Origin of the sequence: Pectobacterium quasiaquaticum, assembly GCF_014946775.2 — a bacterium.
In the GTDB taxonomy this organism is placed as follows: Bacteria; Pseudomonadota; Gammaproteobacteria; order Enterobacterales; family Enterobacteriaceae; genus Pectobacterium; species Pectobacterium aquaticum.
The window spans coordinates 941,256-967,072 of sequence record NZ_CP065177.1; the positions used below are offsets into that span (position 1 = coordinate 941,256).

The following is a 25,817-nucleotide window of genomic DNA, read 5'->3' on the forward strand; positions in this document are numbered from 1 at the left end:
CTACAGCGTAAAGCGATCGGCATCGCGCCAGGCAGGGAAGGATTCCCGGTAGCTTTGCAGCGCTTCCAGCGACAGCTCTGCGTCCAGACGCGCAGGCTGGTTGGGAGCGGCAGAGGCCAGAATTTCCCCTTGCGCATTAATAATCAGGCTATCGCCGCGGTAGCTGTGGCCGTTGCCGTCGGTGCCGACGCGGTTGCAGCCTGCGACGTAGGCCTGATTCTCAATGGCGCGCGCCGCCAGCAGCGTCTGCCAGTGTGCGGTTCGTGGCGCTGGCCAGTTAGCGACATACAGCGCCAGATCGTAGTCCTGCCGATTGCGTGACCAGACTGGGAAACGCAGGTCGTAACAGATCATCGGACAGATACGCCAGCCGCGCCACTCAAGGGTGACCCGCTCCGTGCCTGCCTGATAGTGATGGTGTTCGTCCGCCATGCGGAACAGGTGGCGTTTATCGTAGTGATGCACCTCGCCGTGCGGATCGACCAGCAGGAACCGGTTCACCGCACCTTTTGGCGTATTTACCGCGACGCTGCCGCCGATCAGCGCATTCGTCTTCTGCGCCCACTGGTGCAGCCACGCCTCTACAACCGACTGATCCAGACTGCCTTTGGCGGCTTCCATCGCAAAACCGGTGGTGAACATCTCCGGCAGGACAATCACATCACGCCCGCTCATCTCTGCCAATAAGGTATCGAAGTGGCGCAGATTGGCTTCACCATCGCGCCAGACCAGCGGCTGTTGCAGCAATGAAATCTTTAAAGTCGACATAAACGCTCCGCAGCGGCATCTAACGTTGCTTCCTGTTTAGCAAAGCATAGTCGAATCAACGTATGTGGGAACGGATCGGCGCAAAAGACGGACAGCGGAATAGCCGCAACGCCAACGTGTTCGGTCAGCCAGCGGCAGAAGCTGACATCGTCCAGATCGGAAATCGCCCGATAGTCCGCCAGCAGGAAGTAAGTGCCTTCGCAGGGCAGAATCTCGAAACGGCTGTTCGCCAGTGCCTTGATGAAACGATCGCGACGCGCGCGGTAAAAATCGGGCAGTTCACGCCAGTGTTGCGGCTGTTCACGCAGCATATCGGCAATCGCGAACTGCGCGGGCGTGTTCACGGAGAACGTCAGATACTGGTGAACCTTACGCACTTCTGCGCTTAAGGCGGCTGGGGCGACACAGTAGCCGACTTTCCAGCCGGTCATGTGGAACGTTTTGCCAAATGATGAAACGGCGATGGCACGTTGGCGCAGCGACGTATGGGCCAGTACACTGGCGTGTCCGTCGCTGTCAAAACAAATGTGTTCGTAGACTTCATCGCTCAGCACGAAGATGTTACGCGCGGCAATTGCCTGCCACAGGTGCTCAAAATCCGCCGTCTGCCAGACGGTGGCGGACGGGTTGTGCGGCGTATTCAGGATGACTAAACGAGTGCGGTCGCTCAGCAGCTCAGCAAAATGCGACCAGTCCACGCGAAAGGCGGGCGGCTGCAAGGCGATGCGCTTGAGTACGCCGCCGGCCAGCGTAACGGCAGGCGCATAGCTGTCATAGCTGGGATCGAAACAAATCACTTCGTCGCCGGGACGTACCAGCGCGGCAATGGCGGCAAACAGCGCTTCAGTCGCACCCGCCGTGACGGTCACTTCGCTATCGGCATCCGGCCTCCAGCCGTACAGCTCTTCCGTTTTTTCAGCAATCGCCTGACGCAGCGGCGCGACGCCAGTCATTGGCGCATATTGGTTGGCGCCCTGACTGACGTGATACGCCAGCCGCTGTTGTAAATAGTCCGGGCCGTCAAAATCAGGGAAACCTTGTGATAGATTGATGGCCTGATGCTGTTGGGCCAGCGCACTCATCTGGGTGAAGATGGTGGTGCCCAGCGAAGGCAGTTTACTGTCGGGGATCAGAGCGGCGCTCATAGCGGGGTGGAACTCCTGCAAGCCTGTATTGCTTGGTAATATAACATGCTGTTAGTATTTGGCAATCAAGACGCTTGGACGTTTAAACGGCTAAATGCCTTTGCGTGCTAAGACATAATGAAAAGATCTAAACCTGCAACTGCATGCTTTGAAACAGAAAGACCAAAAACGGGAAGCCTCATGACTGAAAATCAACAATTGAAGGCGCTGCTTGCGGCCTGCCACTGGATCGGCGAGAAAGGCTGGTGTCCGGCGACGGGCGGCAATATGTCCGTACGCCTTGATGACGCGCAGTGCCTGATTACTGAATCGGGTAAAGACAAAGGCAGCCTTCAGGCAGAGGATTTCCTGCTGGTGGAGATTGCCACTAATCATGTGCCGAGTGGCCGCACGCCGTCGGCGGAAACGGGGCTGCATACGCTGTTGTATCGCCGCGAGCCGACTATTGGTGCGGTGCTGCACACGCACTCGGTAAACGCGACGGTGCTGTCTCGGGTAGAGAAAGGCGCTGAGCTGGTGCTGCACGGCTACGAAATGCAAAAGTCGCTGGCGGGGCAAACCACCCATTTGGATCGCGTGGCGATCCCGATTTTCGATAACGATCAGGATATTCCGGCGCTGGCGCAGCGGGTAACCGAGTACGCCAGCCACACGCCGCTACGTTACGGTTTTCTGGTGCGCGGCCACGGTCTTTACTGCTGGGGCGCGACGGTGAAAGAAGCGCGTCGTCATCTGGAAGGGTTGGAGTTCCTGTTCCAGTGCGAATTGCAACGTCGGCTGCTGGAGGCGAAAGCATGATTAAGGCCATTGTGACGGATATTGAAGGTACCACCAGCGACATCCGTTTTGTTCACAGCGTGCTGTTCCCTTATGCCCGCGAACGTCTGGCCGACACCGTTCGCCAGCACGGTAACGATCCGGAGATCGCGCAGGCGCTGGACGTGTTGCGTCAGGAGTTAGGTCAGCCCGATGCGGATAGCGAGACGCTGATTGCCGCGCTGAACCAGTTTATGGATGAAGATCGTAAATCCACCGCGCTGAAGCAACTGCAAGGCATTATCTGGCGGTCGGGCTATCGCAACGGCGATTTTCAGGGGCATCTGTACCCTGAAGTGGCAGCGCAGCTCGCCGCATGGCAGCAGCAGGGCCTGCGCCTGTATGTGTACTCGTCAGGTTCGGTGGAAGCGCAGCAACTGCTGTTTGGGTATAGCAACGCGGGCGATCTGCGCCCGCTGTTCAGCGACTATTTTGATACCCGCGTCGGCGCGAAGCGGGAGACCGATTCTTATCGCACGATTGCACAAGCCATCGTGCTACCTGCTGAGCAACTGTTATTCCTGTCGGACATTCGTCAGGAATTGGATGCCGCGCAGGAAGCTGGTTGGCATACCTGTCAGCTTATTCGTGATGATGCGGATAACGTAAGCCGTCACCGTCAGGTGGCACGTTTTGACCAGATCGACTTACCGGAGTACGCCCAATGAGTGGATTAACCATTTTTAGCGACAGTGATGCAAGCCAGCCGATTTGGCAAAGTCAGGATGCCGAGGCGATTCAGAAACAGCTGAACGACATCGGCGTACGTTTTGAACGCTGGGAAGCCAGCCAGAAGCTGAGCGATGCACCGTCGTCTGAAGAAGTGCTGGCGGCCTATCAGCATGAAATCAATAAGCTGGTGGCAGAAAAAGGCTATCAGAGCTGGGATGTCATCAGCATGCGTTCTGATAATCCGCAGCGTGCGGAGCTGCGCACCAAGTTTTTATCCGAGCATGTCCACCATGAAGACGAAGTGCGCTTTTTCGTCGAAGGCGCGGGGCTGTTCTGTCTGCACCTGAACGGCAAGATTTACCAGATCCTGTGTGAGAAGAACGATCTGCTATCCGTCCCTGCGGGCACCGCGCACTGGTTTGATATGGGACCGGAACCACACTTCACCGCCATCCGCCTGTTCGATAATCCGGAAGGGTGGATAGCGCATTTCACCGGCGATAAGATCGCAGATGTGTATCCGAAATTGGAGCGGTAGCGCTCTAGGCTGTTGTAAACGAACGCTCTATGAATGAACGAGTATGTTTCGTGCGTTTCGACATTTGCTGCTCTATGTTGCATGTTACAATACGCCCGACCTAGGGTGGCTCAATCGCCGTCGCCCTGGGAACCCTGGCTTTTGGCGAGAAATATGCCGCTATCGCGGTCCCATCGTCGCTAATGTTCTTCTGATGGACCGCCAGTGACGCGTTCCTGACGCGGCACTGGCTTTCGCCGCGTCCGTGCGGCTCATCCAGAAGCCCATCATCTCCTCTGCATATTTACGCCGAGAAGAACGGCACTACTGAAATTTATTTTTCTATTTCAGGTGGTTATGAAATATCCCTTCTTTCACATCCTGTGGGGTGACCACGCCGGTGTCGAGTATCCAGCCGCTGATTAATTCGGCGGGGGTGACGTCAAACGCTGGGTTGTAGACTGCCGCGTTCTGCGGTGCCCACTGGCAGTGGCCGAAGCTGCCGGAAACGCCGGTGACTTCGGTGGCAGCGCGCTGTTCGATAGGGATAGCTCGACCGTCTGGGCACGCGGGATCGTGCGTGGTGTGCGGTGCCGCGACGTAAAACGGAATCTGATGATAGTGCGCCAGCACCGCGAGGCTGTAAGTGCCGATCTTATTGGCGACATCGCCGTTGGCGGCAATGCGGTCTGCGCCGACCCAAATCGCATCGACCTGACCCTGCGCCATCAGGCTGGCGGCCATCGAATCACAGATTAGCTGATAAGGAATACCTAGCTCACCCAGTTCCCAGGCCGTGAGGCGTCCGCCCTGCAAGAGCGGGCGCGTTTCATCGACCCACACCTGTGTGACCTTTCCCTGCTGGTGCGCACGCCGCAGCACGCCGATGGCAGTGCCGATCCCTGCCGTTGCCAGCCCGCCGGTGTTGCAGTGGGTCAGCAAGCGGCTGTTTGGCTTCACCAGCGCTGCGCCGTGATCGGCAATGCGTTCACACAGGGCGCGATCTTCTTCTACCAGACGCAGGGCTTCCTGCACCAGCGCCTCAACAAACTGCGGCTGTGCCAGCGCCAGCTTCATGCGATCCAGATTGTTCATCAGGTTTACGGCGGTAGGGCGCGATGCTCTCAGCGTCTCCAGCGCCTGCGCCAGTTCGGCCTGCGATAGCCCTCTCTCGGCTAGCAGCGCGAGCAGCAAGCTAGCGGACAGGCCAATCAGCGGTGCGCCGCGTACGCGTAGCGTCTGGATATGCTCAACCAGTGACGCGACATCTGGGCACGGGCTCCAGCGTTTTTCTTGCGGTAGCGCCTGTTGGTCGAGGATCCACAGTTGGTTATCAACGATTTTCAGGCTGGTTGTGTTAAGTGTCTGCATAGGTCGTTAAATCCATGTTGCATCGATATTCTTATTCTGCCAATATGCCTGATAGATGTATAGACGTCCGAACGTTTTTATGTCCATATCTCTAATTTAAGAACAGTTTTAGTTCAAGAATCGTTTTAATTTAAGAACAGTTTTGATTTCAGAATAGCGAGGAGTTGGAATGTCACTTTACCGCACTTTTACGGCGGATGACGCTGTTGAATATGCCCGCCAGTACGGTGGTGTCAGTCAGCCGCAAACGCTGGTAGCCGCAGAAGAGATCGGCGATGGCAATCTGAATCTGGTGTTTAAAATTAAAGATGAAACGGGCATCAGCCGAGTGATCGTTAAACAGGCGCTGCCCTATGTGCGCTGCGTCGGGGAATCCTGGCCGCTGACGCTTGACCGCGCCCGTATTGAGGCCGAAACGTTGCTGACGCATGCGCGGTTTTGTCCACAGCATACCGTGACCGTGCTCTATCACGATCCTGAACTGGCGGTGATGGTGCAGGAAGATCTCTCCGATCATCGTATCTGGCGCAGCGAGTTGGTTAAGGGCGCGGATTATCCTCAGGCGGCGGCACAGCTGGGAGAATATCTGGCGCAGACGTTATTCCATACCTCTGATTTTCATCAGCATCCACATGAGAAGAAGGCGGCGGTCAGCCAGTTCACTAACCCCGAACTGTGTCAGATTACCGAAGATCTTTTCTTTACCGACCCTTATATCGATCATGAAAGAAACCAGTTTGATGCCGCGCTGACGCCGGATGTTCTGGCATTGCGTGACGATCGGGCGCTGAAGCTGGCGGTTGCCGGGCTGAAGCATGGCTTCCTGAGCAAAGCCGAGGCGCTGCTGCACGGTGACATCCACAGTGGGTCGATCTTTGTCGCAGAAGGGCGCTTAAAAGCGATTGATGCTGAATTCGGTTTTTACGGGCCGATTGGCTTTGATGTCGGCACGGCAATCGGCAATCTGCTGCTGAATTATTGCGGCCTGCCTGGGCTGTTGGCTCCGCGCGAGGCGGCGGCAGGACGTGAGCGACGTCTGGAAGATATTCGTACGCTGTGGCAGACCTTTTCCGCTCGTTTTCTGGCGTTGAGCGACAATGAAAGCCGCGATCCGGCACTGGCGGAATCAGGTTATGCCGCGCTGTTTTTACAGCAGGTGTGGCGGGATGCCGTTGGCTACTGCGGTACCGAACTGATTCGCCGCACGATTGGGCTGGCGCACGTTGCTGATCTGGATAGTATTCAGGAGGCGGAAGCACGTTTAGCGTGCCAGCGTCATGCTATTTCACTAGGCAGAACGCTGGTGCTAGCCGCCCCGCATATTGCGGATGTGGATGCGCTGCTGGCGCGTGTGCGACAGAGTGGTGCTTAGTCGTCATTAGCCACGCTATTTTATAACCGCTCCCGTCAATGAACCTGATGGGAGCGGCAAACCGATTATTTCTTCCCTTTATTCATCATCGCCTTCAAATCCGCGAAAGGATTATGGGTGGCAACCCCGACATCCTTCTGCGCATCTTCACCCGCGACGACCGTCGAACCGTACATATCCGCATCGGTATATTTTGAATGCTCATTGTCGTGGCAGTAGAGGCACAGCATTTCCCAGTTACTACCATCTTCCGGGTTATTGCTGTGATCGTGATCGATGTGGTGAACGGTTAATTCACGCAGGTTGGAATAGACGAATTCGCGTGAACAGCGACCACATACCCACGGGAAAAGTTTGAGTGCTTTTTCGCGGTAGCCGCTTTCAAGTCTGGCGTAGTTCTTGGGGATGTAAGCCATGTGTCGAGTTTCATTCAGAAGGAAAGATGATGTGGATTTTACAACTGATGAACATGTAAAGGAAAGAACAGGCCGGTATAACCGCGCTGGGTTTACTGACAAAGCTTGTTGAGCGGTGATAATGGATAGATCGTAAAGACGCTGCGAGTACATCCCTGTAAGCTCGAGCCGCGCCATCCATGGCGCGGACGCTTTACTCTTCTATTCCATTATCACCGTTCCTATTTCGCAAATAAGGCTGTTATGCTGCTTCGGTTTTTCTTTCCGGCTGCGTTACGGGCGCGGGCTTGTTGGCGGCCAGTGCGTCGAACGCAAAGTCATCCACGTTGATTGAACGTAAGCGGCTGGCTTCGGCTTTGGTCAGAATTCCCGCCTCTTCTGCGGTAATCTGACCTTCGATCAGCGCTTGCTCTGCCAACTGATCTAATCGCATGAACGGCAGTGGTTTGTCGCTGGCCTTCGACAGACGTTGGTAAAGCGGCTCGGCGGCCATGATATCCAGCAGTGCCTCTTCCAGCAGCCCGATAGGGTTGTGTTTGCTGGCAACCAGATATTGACCGCGTCCCAGACGGCTGCGCGTTTCTGACGGCGTTTGCAGAATCTTCGCGACCTCGTGATCGAGGCGGTCAGACGGTGCTGGGCAGCGCAGACCCAGTGGGAAGATGATAAAAGTCAGCAGCCCTGCGACGGCACGGTTCGGGAAGTTACGCAGCAGATCGTCCAGCGCCTGCTCGGCCTGATGTAGGCTGTCCTGCACGCCCCAGTGCACCAGCGGTAAATCCGCGTTCTGACGTCCTTCGTCCTCATAGCGTTTCAGCGTCGCGGAAGCCAGATAGAGTTGGCTGAGAACATCCCCCAGACGCGCCGAGATACGCTCACGACGCTTCAGACTGCCGCCCAGAACCGCCATCGACACATCCGCCAGCAGGGCTAGGTTTGCGCTGAGTCGGTTGAGCTGCTGATAGTAGCGACGAGTTTTGTCGTTCACTGGCGCACTGCTCAGGCGGCCGTTGGTCAACCCAAGCCAGAAGCTGCGCACTTTGTTGCTGCCGACATGGCCGATGTGACCCACCAGCGAGCGGTCAAAGCGTGAGACGTCGTTTTCCTGCGCGGCTGCCATCTCTTCCAGTACATAAGGGTGGCAGCGGATGGCACCTTGTCCGAAGATGATCATACTGCGCGTCAGAATATTCGCCCCTTCCACGGTGATCGCAATCGGTGCGCCCTGATAGCTGCGCGCCAGGAAGTTGGACGGGCCAAGACAGATGCCTTTACCGCCGGCGATATCCATCGCATCCATCACGCTGCGCTGACCGCGGTGGGTACAGTGATATTTAACGATAGCGGAGAGCACCGCCGGTTTTTCGCCCTGCATGATGCCGCTGGTAATCAGCGTTGCGGCGGCGTCCATCACGTAAGCGTTACCCGCGATGCGTGCCAGCGGCTCTTCAATGCCTTCCATCTTACCGATGGAGATTTTGAACTGGCGGCGAATGTGCGCGTAAGCACCGATGCCGAGGGCAATCGATTTCAGCCCACCGGTAGAGTTGGACGGCAGCGTAATACCGCGTCCGACCGACAGACACTCCATCAGCATACGCCAGCCCTGACCCGCCATCTTCGCGCCGCCGATGATGTAATCCAGCGGAACAAAAATGTTCTCACCTTGCGTCGGTCCGTTCTGGAACGGCACGTTCAGTGGGAAATGGCGGCGGCCGATTTTAACGCCGTCGGTGTCCGTCGGAATCAACGCACAGGTAATGCCTACGTCGTCTTGATCGCCTAACAGATGATCGGGATCGTACAGCTTAAAGGCCAGCCCCAGCACGGTGGCGACGGGGGCGAGAGTGATATAGCGTTTATTCCAGGTCAGGCGCATGCCCACGACCTGTTCGCCGTGCCAGTTGCCGTAGCAGACAATACCGGTATCGGGAATCGAGCCTGCATCCGAACCCGCTTCCGGGCTGGTCAGCGCAAAGCAGGGAACTTCCTGACCACGTGCCAGACGTGGCAGGTAGTGATCTTTTTGCGCTTCTGTCCCGTAATGTTGCAGCAGTTCGCCGGGGCCGAGTGAGTTAGGGACGCCGACGGTGATCGCCACAATGCTGGAGACGCCCGCCAGTTTTTGCAGTACCTGCGCCTGTGCATAGGCCGAGAATTCCAGCCCGCCGTACTGCTTTTTGATGATCATGGCGAAGAAGCGGTGCTCTTTTAAGTATTCCCACAGTTCTGGCGGGATATCGGCGCGTTCGTGGGTGATTTCAAAGTCGTTTGCCATTCGGCAGGCTTCAGCAACTGGCCCGTCGATAAACGCCTGCTCTTCGGCGGTCAGCTGCGGACGTGGATAGTTATGCAACTTTTTCCAGTCCGGCGCGCCGCGAAACAGGTCGCCTTCCCACCAGGTTGTCCCAGCATCAATCGCTTCTTTCTCCGTGTTCGACATCGGCGGCATGACCTTCTGGAACATGCGTAGCGCGGAAGCGGAAACCAGCTTTTGGCGCAGAGAGGGAACCGTAATCGGAATCAGCAGAATCACGAGCGGAATCATCAGCCAGACAGGCCACAGTAACATCGCGGACATGGCCGCAAAGTAGGCCAGCAGGATGGCGCTGCCGAGCAGCAGACTGAGCCGATGGTAAAACATCGCTCCGATAATAATCAGTAGGAGGAGGATACTGACAGCAACCATAACGTGTCTCCAGCATTGTGATCGAATTGAGGGCTTTCACCTTTCCATCAGGCGTTACGTGGCAGTGGAAAGCGAGAACCGTGTCATCAGTGAAATAAGGCGTAATAGGTCAATGCCATAAGAGGTCTGACCTGTTGCTTATATTCGTTGTAGTTTATCTGATTATTTTTATCAATTCGTTTACATCATAATTACAACTCACTTCACAAACCGAGCGGCAGTCGTGCGTTTTCTGACGGGCATCAGCGATCCTCTCAATCCCGTGATTACGCGCTTCTCGCTGTTTGTTCAATCCGCTACACTGCATTGCAGAAGATGATACTGTCACCAGACAAAATGAGAGGATTCCATGTATCAGGATTTAATCCGTAGTGAACTGAAAGAAGCGGCAGAAACACTGAATAATTTCTTGAGTGATGATGCGAACATTCAGTCGATTCAACATGCTGCGGTACTGCTGGCTAACGCGTTTAAAGCGGGCGGTAAAGTGATCTCCTGCGGTAACGGTGGTTCACACTGTGATGCCATGCACTTTGCCGAAGAGCTGACGGGCCGCTACCGCGAGAACCGTCCGGGCTATCCGGCCATTGCGATTTCCGATCCGAGCCATCTGTCCTGCGTCAGCAACGATTTTGGCTATGACTTTGTCTTCTCGCGCTATGTCGAATCGCTGGGGCGTGAAGGCGATGTGCTGCTGGGGATTTCCACGTCGGGCAACTCCGGCAACATTATTAAAGCCATTGCTGCAGCAAAAGCGAAGGGCATGAAGGTCATTACGCTGACCGGGAAAGACGGCGGTAAAATGGCGGGCTCAGCCGACGTGGAAATTCGTGTTCCGCACTTTGGCTATGCCGACCGTATTCAGGAAATCCATATCAAAGCGATTCACATCCTGATTCAACTGATTGAAAAAGAGATGGCGGATCAGTAAGCCGCTTAATAATAAACTCTAAAAGGGCAAGAAGGGTAGGAAGTCAGATGTGTGAATTGCTGGGGATGAGCGCGAATGTACCGACGGATATCTGCTTTAGCTTTACCGGGCTGATACAGCGTGGTGGGAAAACCGGACCGCATCGGGATGGCTGGGGAATTACCTTTTATGAAGGGAACGGCTGTCGTACGTTCAAAGATCCGCTGCCAAGCTATAACTCGCCGATTGCCCGGCTAGTGCAGGATTACCCTATCAAATCGTGTGCGGTGGTTTCACACATCCGGCAAGCCAATCGCGGTGCGGTGTCGCTGGAAAATACCCATCCCTTTACGCGTGAGCTGTGGGGGCGGAACTGGACGTTCGCCCACAACGGGCAACTGAAAGGCTACCATTCCCTGAAAACAGGCATGTTTCGCCCTGTTGGCCAGACGGACAGCGAATTTGCTTTCTGCTGGCTGCTGTCCCAACTGGCTGAACGCTACCCGCGTACGCCGGGCAACTGGCCAGCGGTATTCCGCTATATCGCCAAGCAGGCCGATGTCTTGCGGGAGAAAGGCGTGTTTAACATGCTGCTGTCGGACGGGCGCTTTGTGATGGGGTATTGCTCAACCAAACTCTACTGGATCACTCGCCGCGCGCCGTTTGGTAAAGCGACGCTGTTGGATCAGGATGTGGAGATTGATTTTCAGCAGCAGACGACACCCAATGATGTCGTCACCGTGCTGGCGACGCAGCCGCTAACGGGCAACGAAACCTGGCATCAGATTATGCCAGGTGAATTCGTCCTATTTTGTTTCGGCGAGCGCATACTTTAAAGTCGGCTGGCTGGTCATCAACGGTGGGTTAACGACGTATTGCCCGTTAAACACGGTGATGGCCGGTGGCTGATTGTGCTGATTAAAATAGGCATACCCCGGCTGAAGCTGTTTCCAGAAGCTGGCGTAGATGGAATTACGGTGGCGCTGCATGTTCTGCTCCGTCATACGGAACGGGTAGATGGCGATATCAATCTTCGCCTGCCCGTGGCGTAACGCCGCTTCGGCATAGCGATAAATCTCATCCATATAGGTGTTGGTCATGGCATAGCAGCCAACCGACACACACTCACCGTGGATCATCAAATAGCGACCAGAATATCCCTGTGATTTATCATAATCGTTGGGGAAGCCGATATTGATCGCGCGGTAATATTGGCTGTCTGGCTTGAGCTGACGCAGGTCAACCTGATAGAAACCTTCTGGGCTTTTTAAATCGCCTTCAACGCGTTTTGGTCCTAATCCGCCTGAATATTTACAGATGGGATATTGTTCCAGTAAACGGTATTCGTTACCGACTTTCGCATAAAGTTCGAATATTCGCTCTTCTTTAAAGATCTGAATATAGATCGGAGAGCCTAATAATTGCTGTTTTAATTCTTTTGCTATCGGCGCTAGCGGCGGTGCGGTTTCGCTGGCGGTGCTGGTAACAACACTGGCTTCGCTGGTGATAACAAGAGAAGGCAAAAAAAACAACATCGCAAACGACAGCGCGATTTTTTGCATTATGGTTCCTGATAATAAAATTGCCTGCTACACGCGGCATCCGCGTCGCGCTACTGGTGTTTTAGCGAAAGCGTGGGGACAGCCGTTATCGGTATCTATTTCGTCGGCGAATAGGCAACGACGAAAACGAAATCACATTATCATTGGTTTCGTATTAATCAAGCGTTGAAAAGCGCTAAAAAATAACATTTACAAAAAACGACCCGAAAGGATGCGGGCCGCTCAATTTGAGATCGTTTTGAGGTCGTTAATTACGGGAAAAGCGTATCAGGCGCGGGTGGCTTCTATCATCATAGTGTCGGTGACAAAGGAACCGTCTGCCTGTACGTCAAAATGCTGTACTACCTCATCCGGCAGCGTTTTTTGCAGTTCACGAATCGCGACTGCGAAATGTTCTGGCGTACGCATACGGGCAATCCAACTGCTGAACTCCAGCGTCAGCCTGTCGCTGGTGATGTTACGCACGATAAACCCTGCGTCGGTAAAGAAGCTCAGCCATTCTCCTGGCGCGTAATTGCGCACGTGTGAGGTATCGCGCAGCTTGTCTATACTGACTTTGATCTGTATATTTATACAGCATTGTCAGAGGGCCAGTATGCGCAAAATCATTCATGTTGATATGGACTGCTTCTACGCAGCAATTGAGATGCGTGATAACCCGCGCCTGCGCGATATTCCTTTGGCGATTGGCGGGAGTGCCGATCGCCGTGGCGTCATCAGCACCGCTAACTATCCTGCCCGACGCTACGGTGTCCGCAGCGCGATGGCGACGGCAACGGCCTTGCGTCTCTGTCCACATCTCACGTTGTTGCCGGGGCGCATGGACGTGTATAAATCCACCTCGCGCCAAATCCGTGAGATCTTCGCCCGCTACACGTCGCTGATCGAACCGCTTTCTCTGGATGAAGCCTATCTGGATGTCACAGATAGCCCGTACTGCAACGGTTCGGCGACGCGCATCGCCGAAGAAATCCGTCGAACCATCGCGGATGAACTGAATCTGACCGCCTCGGCGGGGATTGCGCCGATCAAATTTCTGGCGAAGATCGCCTCTGAGTTAAATAAGCCGAATGGACAATATGTGATTACACCGGAGCAGGTGGATGACTTCCTGCTGGCGCTGCCGCTGGAGAAGATCCCCGGCGTCGGGAAGGTGACGGCGAAACGGCTGGAAGAACGTGGCCTGCATACCTGCGCGGATGTTCGGGTGTATGCGCTGGCGGATCTGCTGAAAGAGTTCGGCAAGTTTGGCCGCGTGCTGTGGGAGCGATGTCAGGGGATTGATGAGCGACGGATTTCACCCGATCGGCTGAGGAAATCGGTTGGCGTGGAAAAGACGCTGGCGCAGGATATTCACGACTGGGAACAGTGTGAAAATCTGATCGAACAGCTTTATGAGGAGCTGGAAGTCCGCCTGAAACGGGTGAAGCCCGATCTGCATATTGCGCGTCAGGGCGTCAAACTCAAGTTTGATGATTTTCAGCAAACGACGCAGGAGCATGTGTGGCCGGTGCTGAATAAACAGGATCTGTTGAAGCTGGCGCGACAAACCTGGCAGGAACGGCGTAAATCCAGAGGCGTCCGGCTGGTTGGGCTGCATGTGACGTTGCTCGACCCGCAAATTGAACGACAGCTGGTGTTTGATTGGGGATAAGGCTGTTTAGTTGAGGATAAAAAAGGGCGACGTCTATGCGCCGCCCTGATTTTTACGACTACACGGTTAAGCGCGTGGCGGGATCGCTTTCAGCAGCGCTGTCAGCAATTTCCAGTACAGATCGACGCTGCCGATATGCACTTGTTCATCCGGCGAGTGTGGCCCGGTGATGGTCGGCCCGATGGAAACCATATCCATGTCTGGGTAAGGTTTCTTGAACAGGCCGCATTCCAGACCGGCGTGAATCACCATGATGTTCGGCGTCTTGTTGAACAGCTTCTGATACGTTTCGCGTACCAGCGCCATGACCGGCGAATGGGCATCTGGCTGCCAGCCTGGGTAGCCGCCTTTCGGTGACGTTTTCGCGCCAGCCAACTGGCCCAGCGACGTCAGCGTACCGACGACGGCGTCTTTACCGCTGTCGATCAGTGAACGAATCAGGCAGATAATTTCCGCGTGGTCGTCTTCCATCGTCACAACGCCGAGGTTCAGCGATGTTTCCACCACGCCTTTGACTTCGTCGCTCATGCGGATCACGCCGTTCGGCGTGGCGTTGAGCAGCGCCAGCAGACGATCGCGGCTGTCTTGCGTCAGCGGGTGCTCATTGCTGTCGTTGGCTTCCACCAGTACGGTCACGTTTTTCTCAACGGCGGACAGTTCATTTTTCAGCACGGCCAAATAGTCCTGGCTCAGCGCTTTCAACTGCTCGACGTTAGCGGCAGGCAGTAACAGCGTAGCGAAGGCTTCACGCGGAATCGCGTTACGCAGCGTCCCACCGTTCAGATCGAGAATGCGGATATCCAGCGCTTGTGCCTGTTCGAACAGGAAACGTGCTAGCAATTTGTTGGCGTTGCCCAGCCCCAGATGAATGTCACCACCGGAGTGGCCGCCTTTCAGCCCTTTAATCGTCAGCTTCAGCGTGTGGTAACCGGCAGGTGGCAGTTCGCGCTCTAGCGGCAGGCGGGTAATGAAATCAATACCGCCAGCACAACCCATGTAGATCTCGCCTTCTTCTTCCGAATCGGTATTGATCAGGATTTCGCCCTGAAGCCAGTTAGGTTGCAGGCCAAACGCGCCATCCATACCGGCTTCTTCCGTCATGGTCAGCAGCACTTCCAGCGGGCCGTGCTCGACGCTCGGATCGGCCAGCACCGCCAGCGCAGACGCCATACCGATGCCGTTATCTGCGCCTAGCGTGGTGCCGCGTGCTTTCAGCCACTCACCGTCAACGTAAGGCTGGATCGGATCGGTAGTGAAATCGTGTACGGTATCGTTGTTTTTCTGCGGCACCATGTCCAGATGCGCCTGCAACACGACAGGTTTGCGATTTTCCATGCCTGCGGTTGCCGCTTTGCGCAGCAGAATATTGCCGACCTGATCGCGCTCGGTATAGATGCCTTTTTCTTTAGCCCATTCCAGAATGTGCTCGGCCAGCGCTTCTTCATGATAAGACGGGTGCGGAATGGAACAGATCTTGGCGAAAATATCCCACAGAGGTTGGGGGGACAGTTGAGACAATTCAGACACTATTTCAGTCTCCTTTTTAGCGGCCTGTCTTCGCGTTCTGGCAGGCAGGGCTACAGGTTTAAAGTTGATCGCAGTTAGCCACGGAACATGGCGTGTCACAACAGAATATCATTTTCCACCAAAGCAGGGGAATTGCCGTCGGCTCTGTCTTATTTTTCCTGCTGCAATATGAACCCATGGGCTTGCCGAGGCGCAGGTTGTCAGGAAAAACTCGATTCTCAGGTTGAGAAAAACTGGTTTTTATGTTGTTGGCTATCTATAATCTCGCGCAACCTTTTTCCCCCCTCAGACTCAACTTAAGCCGTTTTTTATTCGGCTGGGATATATTTTATGAGCGAAAAGTACGTCGTAACCTGGGATATGTTGCAAATTCATGCCCGCAAACTGGCACAGCGTTTACTGCCTGCCGATCAATGGAAAGGCATCATTGCCGTTAGCCGCGGTGGTCTGGTGCCAAGCGCACTGCTGGCGCGTGAGCTGGGCATTCGTCACGTTGATACCGTTTGCATCTCCAGTTATGACCACGACAACCAGCGCGAAATGAAAGTGCTGAAGCGTGCCGAGGGAGATGGCGAAGGGTTTATCGTGATTGACGATCTGGTTGATACCGGCGGTACGGCGAAAGCGATTCGTGATATGTACCCGAAAGCGCACTTTGTGACCATTTTCGCGAAACCTGCTGGTAAACCACTGGTTGACGACTACGTGATTGATATCCCGCAGGACACCTGGATTGAACAGCCGTGGGATATGGGCGTGGTGTTTGTTCCGCCTTTGTCTGGCCGTTAATCGTCAGAGCGAATATTCGTTTCCATCAATGCCCGGTTTAGCCGGGCATTGTTGTTTTTGACGATTGTTGTTGATGATTATTGCTTCTTATCTCTCGTCATTTCTAGCGCAGGATTTGATCCGATCGTGTGTTTCTGCTGTTGATAATTGTCTTCCTTAGCCTGAGTTCGTTACACTTTAGCGGGTGACGAAGACGTCGTCTGATGTCCGCTAACAGCGGTTTACATTAACGGAGGCTGCTGTGGCGCAAGCTAACCTGTCTGAAACGCTATTCAAACCATCCTTTAAACATCCAGAAACCTCGACGTTGATCAGACGTGCGCGGAATAGTCAGGATGTGCAGGGGCTGCATTCTACGCTGGAAGGGGAGAAGACCCTCAGTTGGTATCGGATGATTAACCGACTGATGTGGATTTGGCGTGGTGTCGACCCGTGGGAAATCGAAGACGTGCTGTCGCGGATTGCTGCTAGTAAGGCCGACAGAAGCAATGAGCAACTGCTCGATACGGTGATTGGCTACCGAGGCGGTAACTGGATTTATGAATGGGCTAAGCAGGGCGCAGACTGGCAGCAGCGGGCAACCGAAAGTGGTGATGATGCGCAAACAGGGCAGTTCTGGCTGAACGCAGCCAACCTCTACAGTATTGCTGCCTATCCGCATATTAAAGGCGATGAGCTGGCTGAGCAGGCACAAACGCTAGCAAACCGCGCCTATGAAGAAGCCGCTAAGTATCTGCCTTATGACCTCAAAGAACTGACCTTCCCGATAACGGGCGGCGGTACGCTGACTGGCTTTCTGCATATGCCAGCGCAGGCGAAAGCGCCTTTCCCTACTGTGCTTATGTGTGGCAGTCTGGAAATGTTGCAGAGCGATTATCACCGCCTGTTTCAGGACTATTTTGCGCCAGCGGGCATGGCAATGCTGACGATCGATGTTCCCTCCGTTGGATTTTCTTCCCGCTGGAAACTGACTCAGGATTCCAGTTTCCTGCATCAGCAGGTCTTGCGTGCGCTGCCGGATGTCCCGTGGGTCGATCACACCCGCGTTGCCGCGTTTGGCTTCCGCTTTGGCGCCAATATTGCCGTTCGGCTGGCGTATTTGGAATCGCAGCGCTTGCGCGGTGTGGCCTGCCTCGGCCCGGTAGTACACCATTTGTTAAGCGATCCGACTCGCCAACAGCAGGTGCCGGATATGTTTATGGATGTGCTGGCGAGCCGGCTGGGTATGCCGTTCTCGACGGATGCCTCGTTGAAAACCGAGTTGGGGCGCTATTCGCTGAAAACGCAGGGGCTGTTAGGACGTCGCTGCCCGACGCCGATGCTGGCAGGCTATTGGGATAACGATCCGCTCTGCCCGAAAGAAGAGGCCAGCCTGATTGTGAATTCATCCGCACAAGGGAAACTGCTGCCGGTTAATTTCTCGCCGGTGTACCAGAATTTCCACCGCGCACTACAGCAAATCAGCGGATGGCTGCAGGATAAAGTGTAGAAGAGCGGGCACAACGCACGGTCTGTGCAGGCGAATATCCGCTACACAGACCGTTGTTCCTACCAGATAAGAGTCGTCGATCACAGGATCTTTTTGGCGTAGCAAAGTCTTTCCATATCAATCACTTCAACCGTCACTGACAGGTTCTTCAATCCCAGCGCTTCTATCTTCTGAAGTACCAGATTGGAGAGATTGCTTTTCTGCTCCTCTGTCCGTCCAGAAAGCACCTTGATTGCCACATGAATGAAGCTGGCTCGTTCGCCACCTGTCGTGTAGCTATCGTAAGCAAGAGATCTGACTTTGATGTCACTGCCGTCACTGGCAAACAACCTGGATTCGAGCGCACCGTGATAGATCGCAGGGAGTAGGGCATTGACATCAATGTTTGACGAATGTTCGGCGATACAATGTGGCATAAGGTGTCACTTCTCTTAACGGCAACGAAGAGACCAGAGTATTGAATACTCCGTGTCGGGCGGCAATGCTTTTTCAGGAAAGCCTGCGCGAACAAGAGGGAGAGACATGAGTTGTCATGCAGGTGGTTGATAAATTGCCATTCTCTGCTAAAAAGAAGGTTCAACCAGAGGAGATCGTAAATGATGTTACCGAGTGGACACCCCAAAAGCCGACTCATGAAAAACTTTACGTCGTTGGGGCCTTATATCCGTGAAGCGCAGTGCGACGATACCGCGTTCTTCTTTGATTGCCTGGCAGTTTGCGTCAATATCAAGCCTGCGCCAGAAAATCGTGAGTTCTGGGGCTGGTGGTTGAAGTTGGAAGATACTGGCAAAGGCTTTACCTATGATTATCACTACGGTTTGTTTGATAAAAATGGCAACTGGCGTGAGGAAAAAATCAAGGACAAAGCCGTGATGGAACAGGTGGAAAATGCCAGAAAGGCTTTCCATGTTCGATTGGAGACGCAAATTAACGCGCTGGAACCTGCCTGTACCCTCGTTGCACGACCGTGATACTTCCCTGACGATCCCCGATTTATTCGCAGGTTTTCGCGTTGTGCCTGTTGGCATAACGCGTCTGTCCTGCTACAACGTTTTCCTTATTCTTATTTTTTTGACATCCAACGGCAGAGAAATTATGAGCGGCAGCCAGACTTTGGTTGTGAAACTGGGCACTAGCGTGCTAACCGGCGGTTCGCGCCGTCTTAACCGCGCCCACATTGTTGAACTGGTGCGCCAGTGTGCGCAGCAACATGCGGCAGGGCATCGGATTGTTATTGTCACCTCTGGGGCGATTGCCGCCGGGCGTGAACATTTGGGTTACCCCGAACTCCCGGCTACGATTGCGACCAAACAACTGCTAGCCGCCGTGGGGCAAAGTCGCCTGATTCAACTGTGGGAACAGCTGTTTTCCATCTACGGTATCCACGTCGGACAAATGTTGCTGACGCGCGCGGATATGGAAGATCGTGAGCGTTTCCTCAACGCGCGCGACACCATGCGGGCGTTGCTGGATAACAATATCGTCCCGGTCATTAATGAAAACGACGCCGTTGCGACCGCCGAGATCAAAGTCGGTGACAACGACAACCTGTCTGCGCTGGTGGCGATTCTGGCCGATGCAGATAAGCTGCTGCTGTTGACCGATCAGGCGGGGCTGTTTACCGCCGATCCGCGTAATAATCCCGATGCGGAGCTGATCCGTGAAGTGACCGGCATCAACGATGCGCTGCGCAGCATTGCGGGTGATAGCGTATCAGGCCTCGGGACGGGCGGTATGTCGACCAAATTGCAGGCTGCCGATGTGGCCTGCCGCGCGGGTATCGATGTGGTGATTGCCGCTGGCAGCAAACCGGGTGTGATTGGCGATGTGATTGCAGATATCTCCGTCGGAACGCGTTTTCATGCGCTTGATGCGCCGCTGGAAAGCCGTAAACACTGGATTTTTGGCGCACCGCCGGCGGGTGAAATTACCGTCGACGACGGCGCGCTTTCGGCGATCCTTGAGCGCGGTAGTTCTCTGTTGCCTAAAGGCATTCGCACCGTAGAAGGGAACTTCTCTCGTGGTGAAGTGGTCCGCGTGTGTAGCCTGGCGGGCCGCGATGTGGCGCATGCCGTGACACGCTATAACAGCGATGCGCTGCGTATGATTGCCGGACACCATTCTCAACAGATTGCTGATATTCTCGGCTACGAATATGGCCCGGTGGCTATCCACCGCGACGACATGATTATCAATTAAGGAGTTCGCGATGCTTGAACAAATGGGGAAAGCGGCAAAAGCGGCCTCTTATCAGTTGGCGGTCTTGAGTACGGCTCAGAAAGATCGCGCGCTGCTGACGATTGCGGATTTGCTGGAAGCCGAGAGCGCGACGATTCTCGCGGCTAACGCGCTGGATTTAGCCGATGCGCGCCAAAATGGCATGAGTGAGGCGTTGCAGGATCGTCTGCTTTTAACGCAGGAACGACTGAGTGCGATCGCCAGTGATGTGCGTCAGGTATGTCGCCTGACCGATCCGGTAGGGCAGGTGATTGACGGCAGTATGCTGGATAACGGCCTGAAGCTGGAACGTCGCCGCGTGCCGCTGGGCGTGGTCGGTGTGATTTATGAAGCGCGCCCGAACGTCACCATTGATGTGGCGTCCCTGTGCCTGAAAACCGGTAACGCGGTGATTCTGCGCGGTGGAAAAGAGACGTACCGCACCAACGCGGCGACGGTGAAAGTGATTCAGCAGGCGCTGTCGCAGTGCGGCCTGCCTGCTGCTGCGGTGCAGGCGATTGAAAGCCCGGATCGTGAGCTGGTTAATCAACTGCTGAAGCTGGATCGCTACGTAGATATGCTGATTCCGCGCGGCGGTGCAGGCTTGCACAAGCTGTGCCGTGAACAATCGACGATTCCTGTTATCACTGGTGGTATCGGTGTTTGTCACATCTATGCTGACGACAGCATCGATTTCGACAAGGCGCTGACCGTCATTGAAAGCGCCAAAGTGCAGCGCCCTAGCGCCTGTAACAGCCTGGAAACGCTGCTGGTCAACCAACATATTGCCGACCGTTTCCTGCCAGCGCTGAGCAAGAAAATGGCGGCGGCGGGTGTGACGCTCCACGCCAGCCCGTCAGCAATGCCTTATCTGACCGGTGGCCCGGCAAGCGTCGTTGCGGTGGAAGAGGCTAACTATAACGATGAATGGCTCTCTAACGACCTGAACGTTACGCTGGTTGACTCTCTGGATGCGGCGGTTGCACATATTCGCGAACATGGTACACAGCACTCTGATGCGATTCTGACGCGCTCCTTGAGCAATGCGGAACGCTTCGTGCGTGAAGTGGATTCCTCTGCGGTATATGTCAATGCCAGTACGCGCTTCACCGACGGCGGCCAGTTTGGTCTGGGCGCGGAAGTGGCGGTCAGTACCCAGAAACTGCATGCGCGTGGCCCAATGGGGCTGGAAGCGCTGACCACCTATAAGTGGATTGGTTATGGAGACGATTTGATTCGCGCTTAATCGATGCATAGCTGCGTATATTGAGAGATATGCGCAGCGTTATTTTCACTCCATTTTATTACTTTTCTCTTTTTGTCTAAATAAGACATCTTATTCCAATTGTGATTTTTGCTGTGTTATATGTATTTAACGTAAAATGTAATACAGCAATAGAATTGCAATAAAATAACCGCATCAGAGAAATATCCTCCAATAGTAACAGGCTATGCTTTGTGCGGCGTATTCACAAATACATAACCTGTCTTGCTATCGGAGGATAAAGGGTAATAATGACTTATGCTCTATTACAATAATGCATTATTTCATATTAACGCTGATGCTTCTCTGCGGCATTGTGGACTGACCGTGCGGTTTCACGAGCCTGTTTTTCCGCACGGCTGTTAAAATTATCCGCCTTGGCTTTGGCATCAGCCCAGCCTTTTTCGGCGTCTTTTCTGGCTTCGGATTCTCTGGCTTTCACATCCGCTTTGACTTTTGCTTCCCTGTTTTTGTTTTCTGATTCTCTTGCCTTTATATCGGCTTTGATGGCATCGGTTTTATCACGGAAATGAGATTCACTGTTGCTTGCCTTCTGCGGTTCACCCACAGTACCGGCATGAGCGCTAGCACCGACGTGGCTGGGCCCTTGACCAGATGATGATTCAGTTTTGGTTACGCGCTCAGTTTTGCCATCATGAGTCGACTGAGCACTGGCGGTTGCTGAGGCAAAGCTATCCGCTGCAGCCATGCCGATATAGCTCGTACCCAATAACAAGCCTAAAAATAGTGTTTTCATCTTCATTATTCACACCCTCTCACGGTACTTTCTGGTCATGCCGAAAATAATATTTTTGATGGTGAAGTATTATTTTGGCATCAACGTATAGACAGCATCCTTATTGCCTTGGCAGTAGTAGAGCAAAATAATAAATAAAAAGAATAGGGATTTCTCCTAAAACAAAATGACCGTTTGGTTGAGACCTGTTTCATTTTTATCATAAAGGTAAAAAGTTATTTTTATTGTAACCTTCCTACTCTACGGCGAAATATATTGATTAAAAATGAGCGGTGTTTGTATCGTCAGATATTATCTGTCTGGAACCGACTCCCGAAGCAAGGTGATATAGAAGCCTGAGCCTGGCTTCTCCGTTAAGCCCAAAAGCTATAGCATGCGACATTATTAGTACGGAAAATTATCAGAACCGTATCATCTTCAACAGGATGATGATAAAACCAGCAGACGATCGTCAAACGCTTGACTTGACGTACCATTATCACTAATTTGTCACCCCGTAGTTCACGTCTGGCTCTCGCCACGACGATCCCAAAGCCGATATAGCTCAGTTGGTAGAGCAGCGCATTCGTAATGCGAAGGTCGTAGGTTCGACTCCTATTATCGGCACCAGTTTTTTCAATGACTTATCTTGCTTTGATATAAACCACACTCTCTCCTTGTGCCATAGTTGTGCCACTGCGATCTAACATTGCATCTATTTTTCTCGCGTGATTGTTTAGGTGCCCAAATGTGAATCGGCGAGGTAGACGCCGCCAGCGCAAAAACCGGCATTAGCCGGTTTTTGCGTCAAACGTCACTAAGTAGTGACGGGGCATTCGTCATCTGTTAACCAACTCATTATTGCTTAATTTATTGATTATTTGTAATAAATTTTTTAGGAAGGGCGGTTTTGTGCAAAACCTTTTTATTGGAGAGGTCAGAGAATACTTTTCTCAAAAATATCGGCTAATGGTCGAGTATTGCCGTGGTATCCGGCTACGTTAGCCGCTAACCACTCCTGAACGCCGATATTCTCGAAAGAGACACCATAGCCACAATTGATAATCAAATGCTCGAACAGTAAACGCTGAGAACGTCCATTGCCTTCCCGAAACGGGTGAATCACATTCAAATCTGAATAGTATTCTGCTAGTTGAGTTATTAGCGCTGTACGTTCAAGGCCTTGTAAAAAATCATCATTGGATAGCCGTGTAAAAATTTTATTGGCTTCAATTTCGATACGGGATACGGTGCAGAAACGAGTTTGACCTTTAGAAATATCGATACGCCGCATTTCTCCTGCCCAATCGAATAAATCTCCGAATATTTTCCCGTGCAGCCCACACCAATAATGCAGATCGTAAGGCGGTTCTTTAAATTCAATATCGAGAACGGCCAGCTCGGATAGTTGACGCTCCGCCTCGTCGAATTGACTGTCATCGTTGATGTCGAGCTTATTTATCAGAACATCGCTATCAGGATAGGTATAAGGATCTTGCCCTGAGCCGTATTTATCAGACATAACCACTCGCCTTATACATGGCTATCAGATTTTTTCTCAACGATTCCCTTTCCTGCTTGTCTGCGGGAAGTGGCGTATCCTCAACGCTGAATCCTTCAAGACGCATACTGTCCCGATAGTTTTTGAGTTTCACCTGATTGTAGTAATCACGCTTTTCTTCCAGCGTCACCATACGTGGGGATCGCGTTTTGTCTGGCGATGCTTTTGTGGTGATTTTCCGGTGCTGTTTAAATATCGACAGATCGGTATTTTTCAATTTCTCGATCAACCGTTCCCCGTCGCCAAACACACCCCATGACGAGATAGACAAGGCTTGCCGTTTGCCATTTTTTACTCGTGTAATGCTGATATCCATCGTTGACTGGAGAGTGCTTAATACTTCCTGTACTTTTCTTTCAGAGATACCTGTAGCAGTGACGATAGAGTGCGTATTAGGTAAATCCTCTTGTACCAGAGCCGCGAGTACCGCCATTTCATAACGCATGTACTTTCACCTTTAACCCGCATATATATGCGATAAAGAGTATCACAATTACGACCTAGTCGTATCTTACCTGCATGGGTGATGAGTGACTCGTCACCTGTTTACTCACTGTTAACCACTTAACTAGCTAAAAATTAAGATAAAAAATTAAATGTGAAGATAGTGAACAGTTTTTCGAAAAATCATTTTATTGGGCGGTATTGTGTATATTACACAGCGAAGTTTTGCGTTTGCTTTTTGTGGCTCAAGCGCCGATGTGTATAGGTGTGTGTATAAATGAAATTTATATAACAAAAAATAATCAATAAAAACAATGGCATGATTCGTCTGGTTCGACTCCTATTATCGCACCATCCTACCTATTTTAACGTCTCCCTAAGTCTACTCAAACACCCTCTAAACCCTTATAATACGCGGTCTGACGGCCCTTATTGTCTCTGCTCGTCTACTCATGTTCACTGAAATCTACGGTGAGTTGGGGGCATCGGTGGGGGCATGTCGTGTTCGGTCTAGAGGAGATGCCCCCAAATGAAGCTCAATGCCAGACAGGTAGAGACTGCCAAGCCAAAAGATAAACCCTACAAGATGGGTAGGATCAGATTTCTTCTTGTTCCAGAGGGGTATTATCGAACATGACGCCCCCCTTAGCTTGTTGCCGAAACTGGTGATGAGAGTAATGTGCTTTTGTGATAGTGTACGTACCTATTACATTCATCATATTGAAAAAGGTACGTACATGTCAATGATAAAACGCGATACTAAAAAATCAACATCAGTGGGGAAATCACCGACTTTCCAGATACGCATCTCGCCTGATCTACGTGAACAGCTTGATGAGGTCGTAGCGACAGAAGGCGTCAGCTTAGGTAATTGGTTCAAGGAACTTGCACGCAAAGAGCTTCGCAAAAAGGGAATTGAGCCGAAGGGGTGATGATTTATTTGGTTAGCAGAATAAACAACCAAGGGAATGGATGATGGATAAAAGAGCATTAATCTTAAAATCAGGGTTGACGGTCAGGGAGCTACTTCGCCTGAAAAATAATTATGTCTATGTAAAAAGTGATGATTTTAAATTTAATACCCCAGCGAAGAAAGCTGAATCCTTTGTAGACTATGTTTTTATCGTTACTCGTTTATGCTGGAAAGCAATGTATCTCCCTGTCTTCATGAGTCTATTTTTTTCTATTTATGATTTTTATAAAAATGGGAATGTGGTTGCGAGTATAACCGTGTTTATAGTTCTTTTTTCTATAATTCTTTTTTGCGTATTAAAGGTTGAGAGTAATTATTATAACATACGCTTGATCACGATTATAAAATTAATTAAATTTAGGTTTTTTGTTTTTTTTACTAATTGACTGATGCTTGTTCAATTTTTACTCATAGTGAGAATGGTCAATCTAGAATGGCATGTGCGAGGGCGTGCATATGAATAAAAGAGCGCTAATATTAAAATCAGGGTTGAGTGTCAGGGAATTACTTCGCCTGAAAAATAACTATGTAGATACAAAAAACAGGGCTTATGGGAAAAATATAAAAATAAAAGACATTGAATCTTTTTCTGATTATATTTATTTCATCGCATATCTGTGCTGGAATCAAATGCTGATGTTTTTTCTTATGTCTCTGGGGTTTGCTATTTATGGTTACTATGAGTATGGTGTTATAATAAACAGTATAAAAATATTTTTATTAATTTATGGAATTGCGGTTATCAGTTTTATGAAAGCTAAAAGTGAAAACTATAAAATCACAATGATTATGATGATTAAATTAATCCCTCTGCGGGTTTTAAATTCATTTAATTATTTGGTCAGATTTTAAATGATATGTAGTTTTTATACTTGTGGAAGTTAGCAATGACATTTGTCATTGCTACAGGGGGGAGATAATACCT

Annotated in this window: 26 protein-coding genes, 1 tRNA gene and 1 pseudogene; 16 read left to right on the forward strand and 12 right to left on the reverse strand. The window is 52.2% G+C overall.

Annotated features, from left to right (window positions below):
- Together IG609_RS04295 and IG609_RS04300 are read right to left on the reverse strand one after the other, a co-directional pair.
- The gene (locus tag IG609_RS04295) at nt 1-768 is read right to left on the reverse strand and encodes an amidohydrolase (protein WP_193399158.1); all 768 of its coding nucleotides are present in this window, start codon (nt 766-768) and stop codon (nt 1-3) included.
- A complete protein-coding gene (locus IG609_RS04300) occupies nt 756-1,913 on the reverse strand; it encodes a pyridoxal phosphate-dependent aminotransferase (RefSeq protein ID WP_193399159.1) in 1,158 nt (385 codons plus the stop codon). Before IG609_RS04300 ends, IG609_RS04295 begins: the two co-directional genes overlap by 13 nt.
- A 180-nt stretch (nt 1,914-2,093) precedes the next feature.
- Between IG609_RS04300 and IG609_RS04305 the strand changes: the two genes are divergently transcribed.
- The 3 genes from IG609_RS04305 to IG609_RS04315 are packed head-to-tail and all read left to right on the forward strand — an operon-like array spanning nt 2,094 to nt 3,939.
- On the forward strand, nt 2,094-2,711 hold the full coding sequence (locus tag IG609_RS04305; protein WP_193399160.1) for a methylthioribulose 1-phosphate dehydratase: 618 nt from the start codon (nt 2,094-2,096) through the stop codon (nt 2,709-2,711).
- Nucleotides 2,708-3,397, forward strand: a complete 690-nt coding sequence (gene mtnC, locus IG609_RS04310) for an acireductone synthase (RefSeq protein ID WP_193399161.1) — start codon at nt 2,708-2,710, stop codon at nt 3,395-3,397. Before IG609_RS04305 ends, mtnC begins: the two co-directional genes overlap by 4 nt.
- A complete protein-coding gene (locus tag IG609_RS04315) occupies nt 3,394-3,939 on the forward strand; it encodes a 1,2-dihydroxy-3-keto-5-methylthiopentene dioxygenase (RefSeq protein ID WP_116156538.1) in 546 nt (181 codons plus the stop codon). Before mtnC ends, IG609_RS04315 begins: the two co-directional genes overlap by 4 nt.
- A 321-nt stretch (nt 3,940-4,260) precedes the next feature.
- Here IG609_RS04315 and mtnA read toward each other — a convergent pair whose 3' ends face one another.
- A complete protein-coding gene (gene mtnA / locus IG609_RS04320; protein WP_193399162.1) occupies nt 4,261-5,289 on the reverse strand; it encodes an S-methyl-5-thioribose-1-phosphate isomerase in 1,029 nt (342 codons plus the stop codon).
- 169 nt (nt 5,290-5,458) lie between these two features.
- Between mtnA and mtnK the strand changes: the two genes are divergently transcribed.
- On the forward strand, nt 5,459-6,661 hold the full coding sequence (mtnK, locus tag IG609_RS04325; protein WP_193399163.1) for an S-methyl-5-thioribose kinase: 1,203 nt from the start codon (nt 5,459-5,461) through the stop codon (nt 6,659-6,661).
- 65 nt (nt 6,662-6,726) lie between these two features.
- Here the strand turns inward: mtnK and yajD are convergent, their stop codons facing one another.
- Nucleotides 6,727-7,077 carry an HNH nuclease YajD gene (gene yajD, locus IG609_RS04330; RefSeq protein WP_039277633.1) on the reverse strand — a complete coding sequence of 117 codons (351 nt, stop codon included), beginning with the start codon at nt 7,075-7,077 and terminating at the stop codon, nt 6,727-6,729.
- A 241-nt stretch (nt 7,078-7,318) separates the two neighbouring features.
- Nucleotides 7,319-9,766 (reverse strand): acyl-CoA dehydrogenase FadE, encoded by a 2,448-nt coding sequence (gene fadE, locus IG609_RS04335; protein WP_193399164.1) that lies wholly within the window; start codon nt 9,764-9,766, stop codon nt 7,319-7,321.
- Nucleotides 9,767-10,115: 349 nt separating this feature from the next.
- Here fadE and lpcA point away from each other — a divergent pair, with 349 nt between their 5' ends.
- Both lpcA and IG609_RS04345 read left to right on the forward strand, forming a co-directional pair.
- On the forward strand, nt 10,116-10,697 hold the full coding sequence (gene lpcA, locus IG609_RS04340; RefSeq protein ID WP_193399165.1) for a D-sedoheptulose 7-phosphate isomerase: 582 nt from the start codon (nt 10,116-10,118) through the stop codon (nt 10,695-10,697).
- A 47-nt stretch (nt 10,698-10,744) separates the two neighbouring features.
- On the forward strand, nt 10,745-11,512 hold the full coding sequence (locus IG609_RS04345; RefSeq protein WP_010306060.1) for a class II glutamine amidotransferase: 768 nt from the start codon (nt 10,745-10,747) through the stop codon (nt 11,510-11,512).
- Here IG609_RS04345 and dpaA read toward each other — a convergent pair.
- The gene (gene dpaA / locus IG609_RS04350; protein WP_193399166.1) at nt 11,483-12,238 is read right to left on the reverse strand and encodes a peptidoglycan meso-diaminopimelic acid protein amidase; all 756 of its coding nucleotides are present in this window, start codon (nt 12,236-12,238) and stop codon (nt 11,483-11,485) included. The two genes, IG609_RS04345 and dpaA, sit on opposite strands and share 30 nt — an antisense overlap.
- Before the next feature lie 267 nt (nt 12,239-12,505).
- Nucleotides 12,506-12,790, reverse strand: a pseudogene (locus IG609_RS04355) (SAM-dependent methyltransferase); the annotation flags it as partial.
- 43 nt (nt 12,791-12,833) lie between these two features.
- Between IG609_RS04355 and dinB the strand changes: the two are divergent.
- Entirely contained in the window at nt 12,834-13,892 is a 1,059-nt protein-coding gene (gene dinB / locus IG609_RS04360) for a DNA polymerase IV (RefSeq protein ID WP_039280314.1), read from the forward strand.
- Between the two features lie 66 nt (nt 13,893-13,958).
- On the opposite strand, the gene pepD is transcribed toward dinB, so the two are convergent.
- Entirely contained in the window at nt 13,959-15,419 is a 1,461-nt protein-coding gene (gene pepD, locus IG609_RS04365) for a beta-Ala-His dipeptidase (protein ID WP_193399167.1), read from the reverse strand.
- Between the two features lie 330 nt (nt 15,420-15,749).
- Here pepD and gpt point away from each other — a divergent pair, with 330 nt between their 5' ends.
- Both gpt and frsA read left to right on the forward strand, forming a co-directional pair.
- Nucleotides 15,750-16,208: a xanthine phosphoribosyltransferase gene (gpt, locus tag IG609_RS04370; RefSeq protein WP_010282559.1), complete on the forward strand. Its 459-nt coding sequence runs from the start codon at nt 15,750-15,752 to the stop codon at nt 16,206-16,208.
- 241 nt (nt 16,209-16,449) lie between these two features.
- Nucleotides 16,450-17,697, forward strand: coding sequence for an esterase FrsA (gene frsA, locus IG609_RS04375; protein WP_193399168.1), 1,248 nt, complete (start codon nt 16,450-16,452; stop codon nt 17,695-17,697).
- An 80-nt stretch (nt 17,698-17,777) separates the two neighbouring features.
- On the opposite strand, the gene IG609_RS04380 is transcribed toward frsA, so the two are convergent.
- Nucleotides 17,778-18,113 carry a 5-carboxymethyl-2-hydroxymuconate Delta-isomerase gene (locus IG609_RS04380; RefSeq protein ID WP_193399169.1) on the reverse strand — a complete coding sequence of 112 codons (336 nt, stop codon included), beginning with the start codon at nt 18,111-18,113 and terminating at the stop codon, nt 17,778-17,780.
- Nucleotides 18,114-18,293: 180 nt separating this feature from the next.
- On the opposite strand from IG609_RS04380, the gene crl reads away from it, so the two are divergent.
- The 3 genes from crl (at nt 18,294) to proA (ending at nt 21,160) form a co-directional block, all read left to right on the forward strand.
- Nucleotides 18,294-18,668, forward strand: a complete 375-nt coding sequence (gene crl / locus IG609_RS04385) for a sigma factor-binding protein Crl (protein WP_193399170.1) — start codon at nt 18,294-18,296, stop codon at nt 18,666-18,668.
- Nucleotides 18,669-18,792: 124 nt separating this feature from the next.
- Nucleotides 18,793-19,896: a glutamate 5-kinase gene (proB, locus tag IG609_RS04390; protein WP_193399191.1), complete on the forward strand. Its 1,104-nt coding sequence runs from the start codon at nt 18,793-18,795 to the stop codon at nt 19,894-19,896.
- Nucleotides 19,897-19,906: 10 nt separating this feature from the next.
- Entirely contained in the window at nt 19,907-21,160 is a 1,254-nt protein-coding gene (gene proA, locus IG609_RS04395) for a glutamate-5-semialdehyde dehydrogenase (RefSeq protein ID WP_039523290.1), read from the forward strand.
- A 307-nt stretch (nt 21,161-21,467) separates the two neighbouring features.
- Here proA and IG609_RS04400 read toward each other — a convergent pair whose 3' ends face one another.
- On the reverse strand, nt 21,468-21,941 hold the full coding sequence (locus tag IG609_RS04400) for a hypothetical protein (RefSeq protein WP_193399171.1): 474 nt from the start codon (nt 21,939-21,941) through the stop codon (nt 21,468-21,470).
- A gap of 527 nt (nt 21,942-22,468) precedes the next feature.
- On the opposite strand from IG609_RS04400, the gene IG609_RS04405 reads away from it, so the two are divergent.
- Nucleotides 22,469-22,544, forward strand: a tRNA-Thr gene (locus IG609_RS04405).
- A 307-nt stretch (nt 22,545-22,851) separates the two neighbouring features.
- On the opposite strand, the gene IG609_RS04410 is transcribed toward IG609_RS04405, so the two are convergent.
- Complete coding sequence (locus IG609_RS04410; protein ID WP_193399172.1) at nt 22,852-23,436, reverse strand: putative adenosine monophosphate-protein transferase Fic; 585 nt, start codon at nt 23,434-23,436, stop codon at nt 22,852-22,854.
- Nucleotides 23,429-23,920, reverse strand: coding sequence for a YhfG family protein (locus IG609_RS04415; protein WP_193399173.1), 492 nt, complete (start codon nt 23,918-23,920; stop codon nt 23,429-23,431). The genes IG609_RS04410 and IG609_RS04415 overlap by 8 nt, the downstream gene beginning before the upstream one ends.
- Nucleotides 23,921-24,656: 736 nt before the next feature.
- Here IG609_RS04415 and IG609_RS04420 point away from each other — a divergent pair.
- The 3 genes from IG609_RS04420 to IG609_RS04430 all read left to right on the forward strand — a co-directional run bounded on the left by IG609_RS04420 (nt 24,657) and on the right by IG609_RS04430 (nt 25,744).
- On the forward strand, nt 24,657-24,851 hold the full coding sequence (locus IG609_RS04420; RefSeq protein WP_039504723.1) for a type II toxin-antitoxin system HicB family antitoxin: 195 nt from the start codon (nt 24,657-24,659) through the stop codon (nt 24,849-24,851).
- Between the two features lie 40 nt (nt 24,852-24,891).
- On the forward strand, nt 24,892-25,278 hold the full coding sequence (locus tag IG609_RS04425; protein ID WP_193399174.1) for a hypothetical protein: 387 nt from the start codon (nt 24,892-24,894) through the stop codon (nt 25,276-25,278).
- A gap of 70 nt (nt 25,279-25,348) precedes the next feature.
- On the forward strand, nt 25,349-25,744 hold the full coding sequence (locus tag IG609_RS04430; RefSeq protein WP_039280037.1) for a hypothetical protein: 396 nt from the start codon (nt 25,349-25,351) through the stop codon (nt 25,742-25,744).
- Nucleotides 25,745-25,817: the final 73 nt, after the last annotated feature.

Excerpts from the sequence above, each read along its gene's own strand:
- IG609_RS04295 (WP_193399158.1), bottom strand. The coding sequence starts at position 768 with ATGTCGACTTTAAAGATTTCATTGCTGCAACAGCCGCTGGTCTGGCGC.
- IG609_RS04300 (WP_193399159.1), bottom strand. The coding sequence starts at position 1,913 with ATGAGCGCCGCTCTGATCCCCGACAGTAAACTGCCTTCGCTGGGCACC.
- IG609_RS04305 (WP_193399160.1), top strand. The coding sequence starts at position 2,094 with ATGACTGAAAATCAACAATTGAAGGCGCTGCTTGCGGCCTGCCACTGG.
- mtnC (WP_193399161.1), top strand. The coding sequence starts at position 2,708 with ATGATTAAGGCCATTGTGACGGATATTGAAGGTACCACCAGCGACATC.
- IG609_RS04315 (WP_116156538.1), top strand. The coding sequence starts at position 3,394 with ATGAGTGGATTAACCATTTTTAGCGACAGTGATGCAAGCCAGCCGATT.
- mtnA (WP_193399162.1), bottom strand. The coding sequence starts at position 5,289 with ATGCAGACACTTAACACAACCAGCCTGAAAATCGTTGATAACCAACTG.
- mtnK (WP_193399163.1), top strand. The coding sequence starts at position 5,459 with ATGTCACTTTACCGCACTTTTACGGCGGATGACGCTGTTGAATATGCC.
- yajD (WP_039277633.1), bottom strand. The coding sequence starts at position 7,077 with ATGGCTTACATCCCCAAGAACTACGCCAGACTTGAAAGCGGCTACCGC.
- fadE (WP_193399164.1), bottom strand. The coding sequence starts at position 9,766 with ATGGTTGCTGTCAGTATCCTCCTCCTACTGATTATTATCGGAGCGATG.
- lpcA (WP_193399165.1), top strand. The coding sequence starts at position 10,116 with ATGTATCAGGATTTAATCCGTAGTGAACTGAAAGAAGCGGCAGAAACA.
- IG609_RS04345 (WP_010306060.1), top strand. The coding sequence starts at position 10,745 with ATGTGTGAATTGCTGGGGATGAGCGCGAATGTACCGACGGATATCTGC.
- dpaA (WP_193399166.1), bottom strand. The coding sequence starts at position 12,238 with ATGCAAAAAATCGCGCTGTCGTTTGCGATGTTGTTTTTTTTGCCTTCT.
- dinB (WP_039280314.1), top strand. The coding sequence starts at position 12,834 with ATGCGCAAAATCATTCATGTTGATATGGACTGCTTCTACGCAGCAATT.
- gpt (WP_010282559.1), top strand. The coding sequence starts at position 15,750 with ATGAGCGAAAAGTACGTCGTAACCTGGGATATGTTGCAAATTCATGCC.
- IG609_RS04380 (WP_193399169.1), bottom strand. The coding sequence starts at position 18,113 with ATGCCACATTGTATCGCCGAACATTCGTCAAACATTGATGTCAATGCC.
- crl (WP_193399170.1), top strand. The coding sequence starts at position 18,294 with ATGATGTTACCGAGTGGACACCCCAAAAGCCGACTCATGAAAAACTTT.
- proB (WP_193399191.1), top strand. The coding sequence starts at position 18,793 with ATGAGCGGCAGCCAGACTTTGGTTGTGAAACTGGGCACTAGCGTGCTA.
- proA (WP_039523290.1), top strand. The coding sequence starts at position 19,907 with ATGCTTGAACAAATGGGGAAAGCGGCAAAAGCGGCCTCTTATCAGTTG.
- IG609_RS04400 (WP_193399171.1), bottom strand. The coding sequence starts at position 21,941 with ATGAAGATGAAAACACTATTTTTAGGCTTGTTATTGGGTACGAGCTAT.
- IG609_RS04410 (WP_193399172.1), bottom strand. The coding sequence starts at position 23,436 with ATGTCTGATAAATACGGCTCAGGGCAAGATCCTTATACCTATCCTGAT.
- IG609_RS04415 (WP_193399173.1), bottom strand. The coding sequence starts at position 23,920 with ATGCGTTATGAAATGGCGGTACTCGCGGCTCTGGTACAAGAGGATTTA.
- IG609_RS04420 (WP_039504723.1), top strand. The coding sequence starts at position 24,657 with ATGTCAATGATAAAACGCGATACTAAAAAATCAACATCAGTGGGGAAA.
- IG609_RS04425 (WP_193399174.1), top strand. The coding sequence starts at position 24,892 with ATGATGGATAAAAGAGCATTAATCTTAAAATCAGGGTTGACGGTCAGG.
- IG609_RS04430 (WP_039280037.1), top strand. The coding sequence starts at position 25,349 with ATGAATAAAAGAGCGCTAATATTAAAATCAGGGTTGAGTGTCAGGGAA.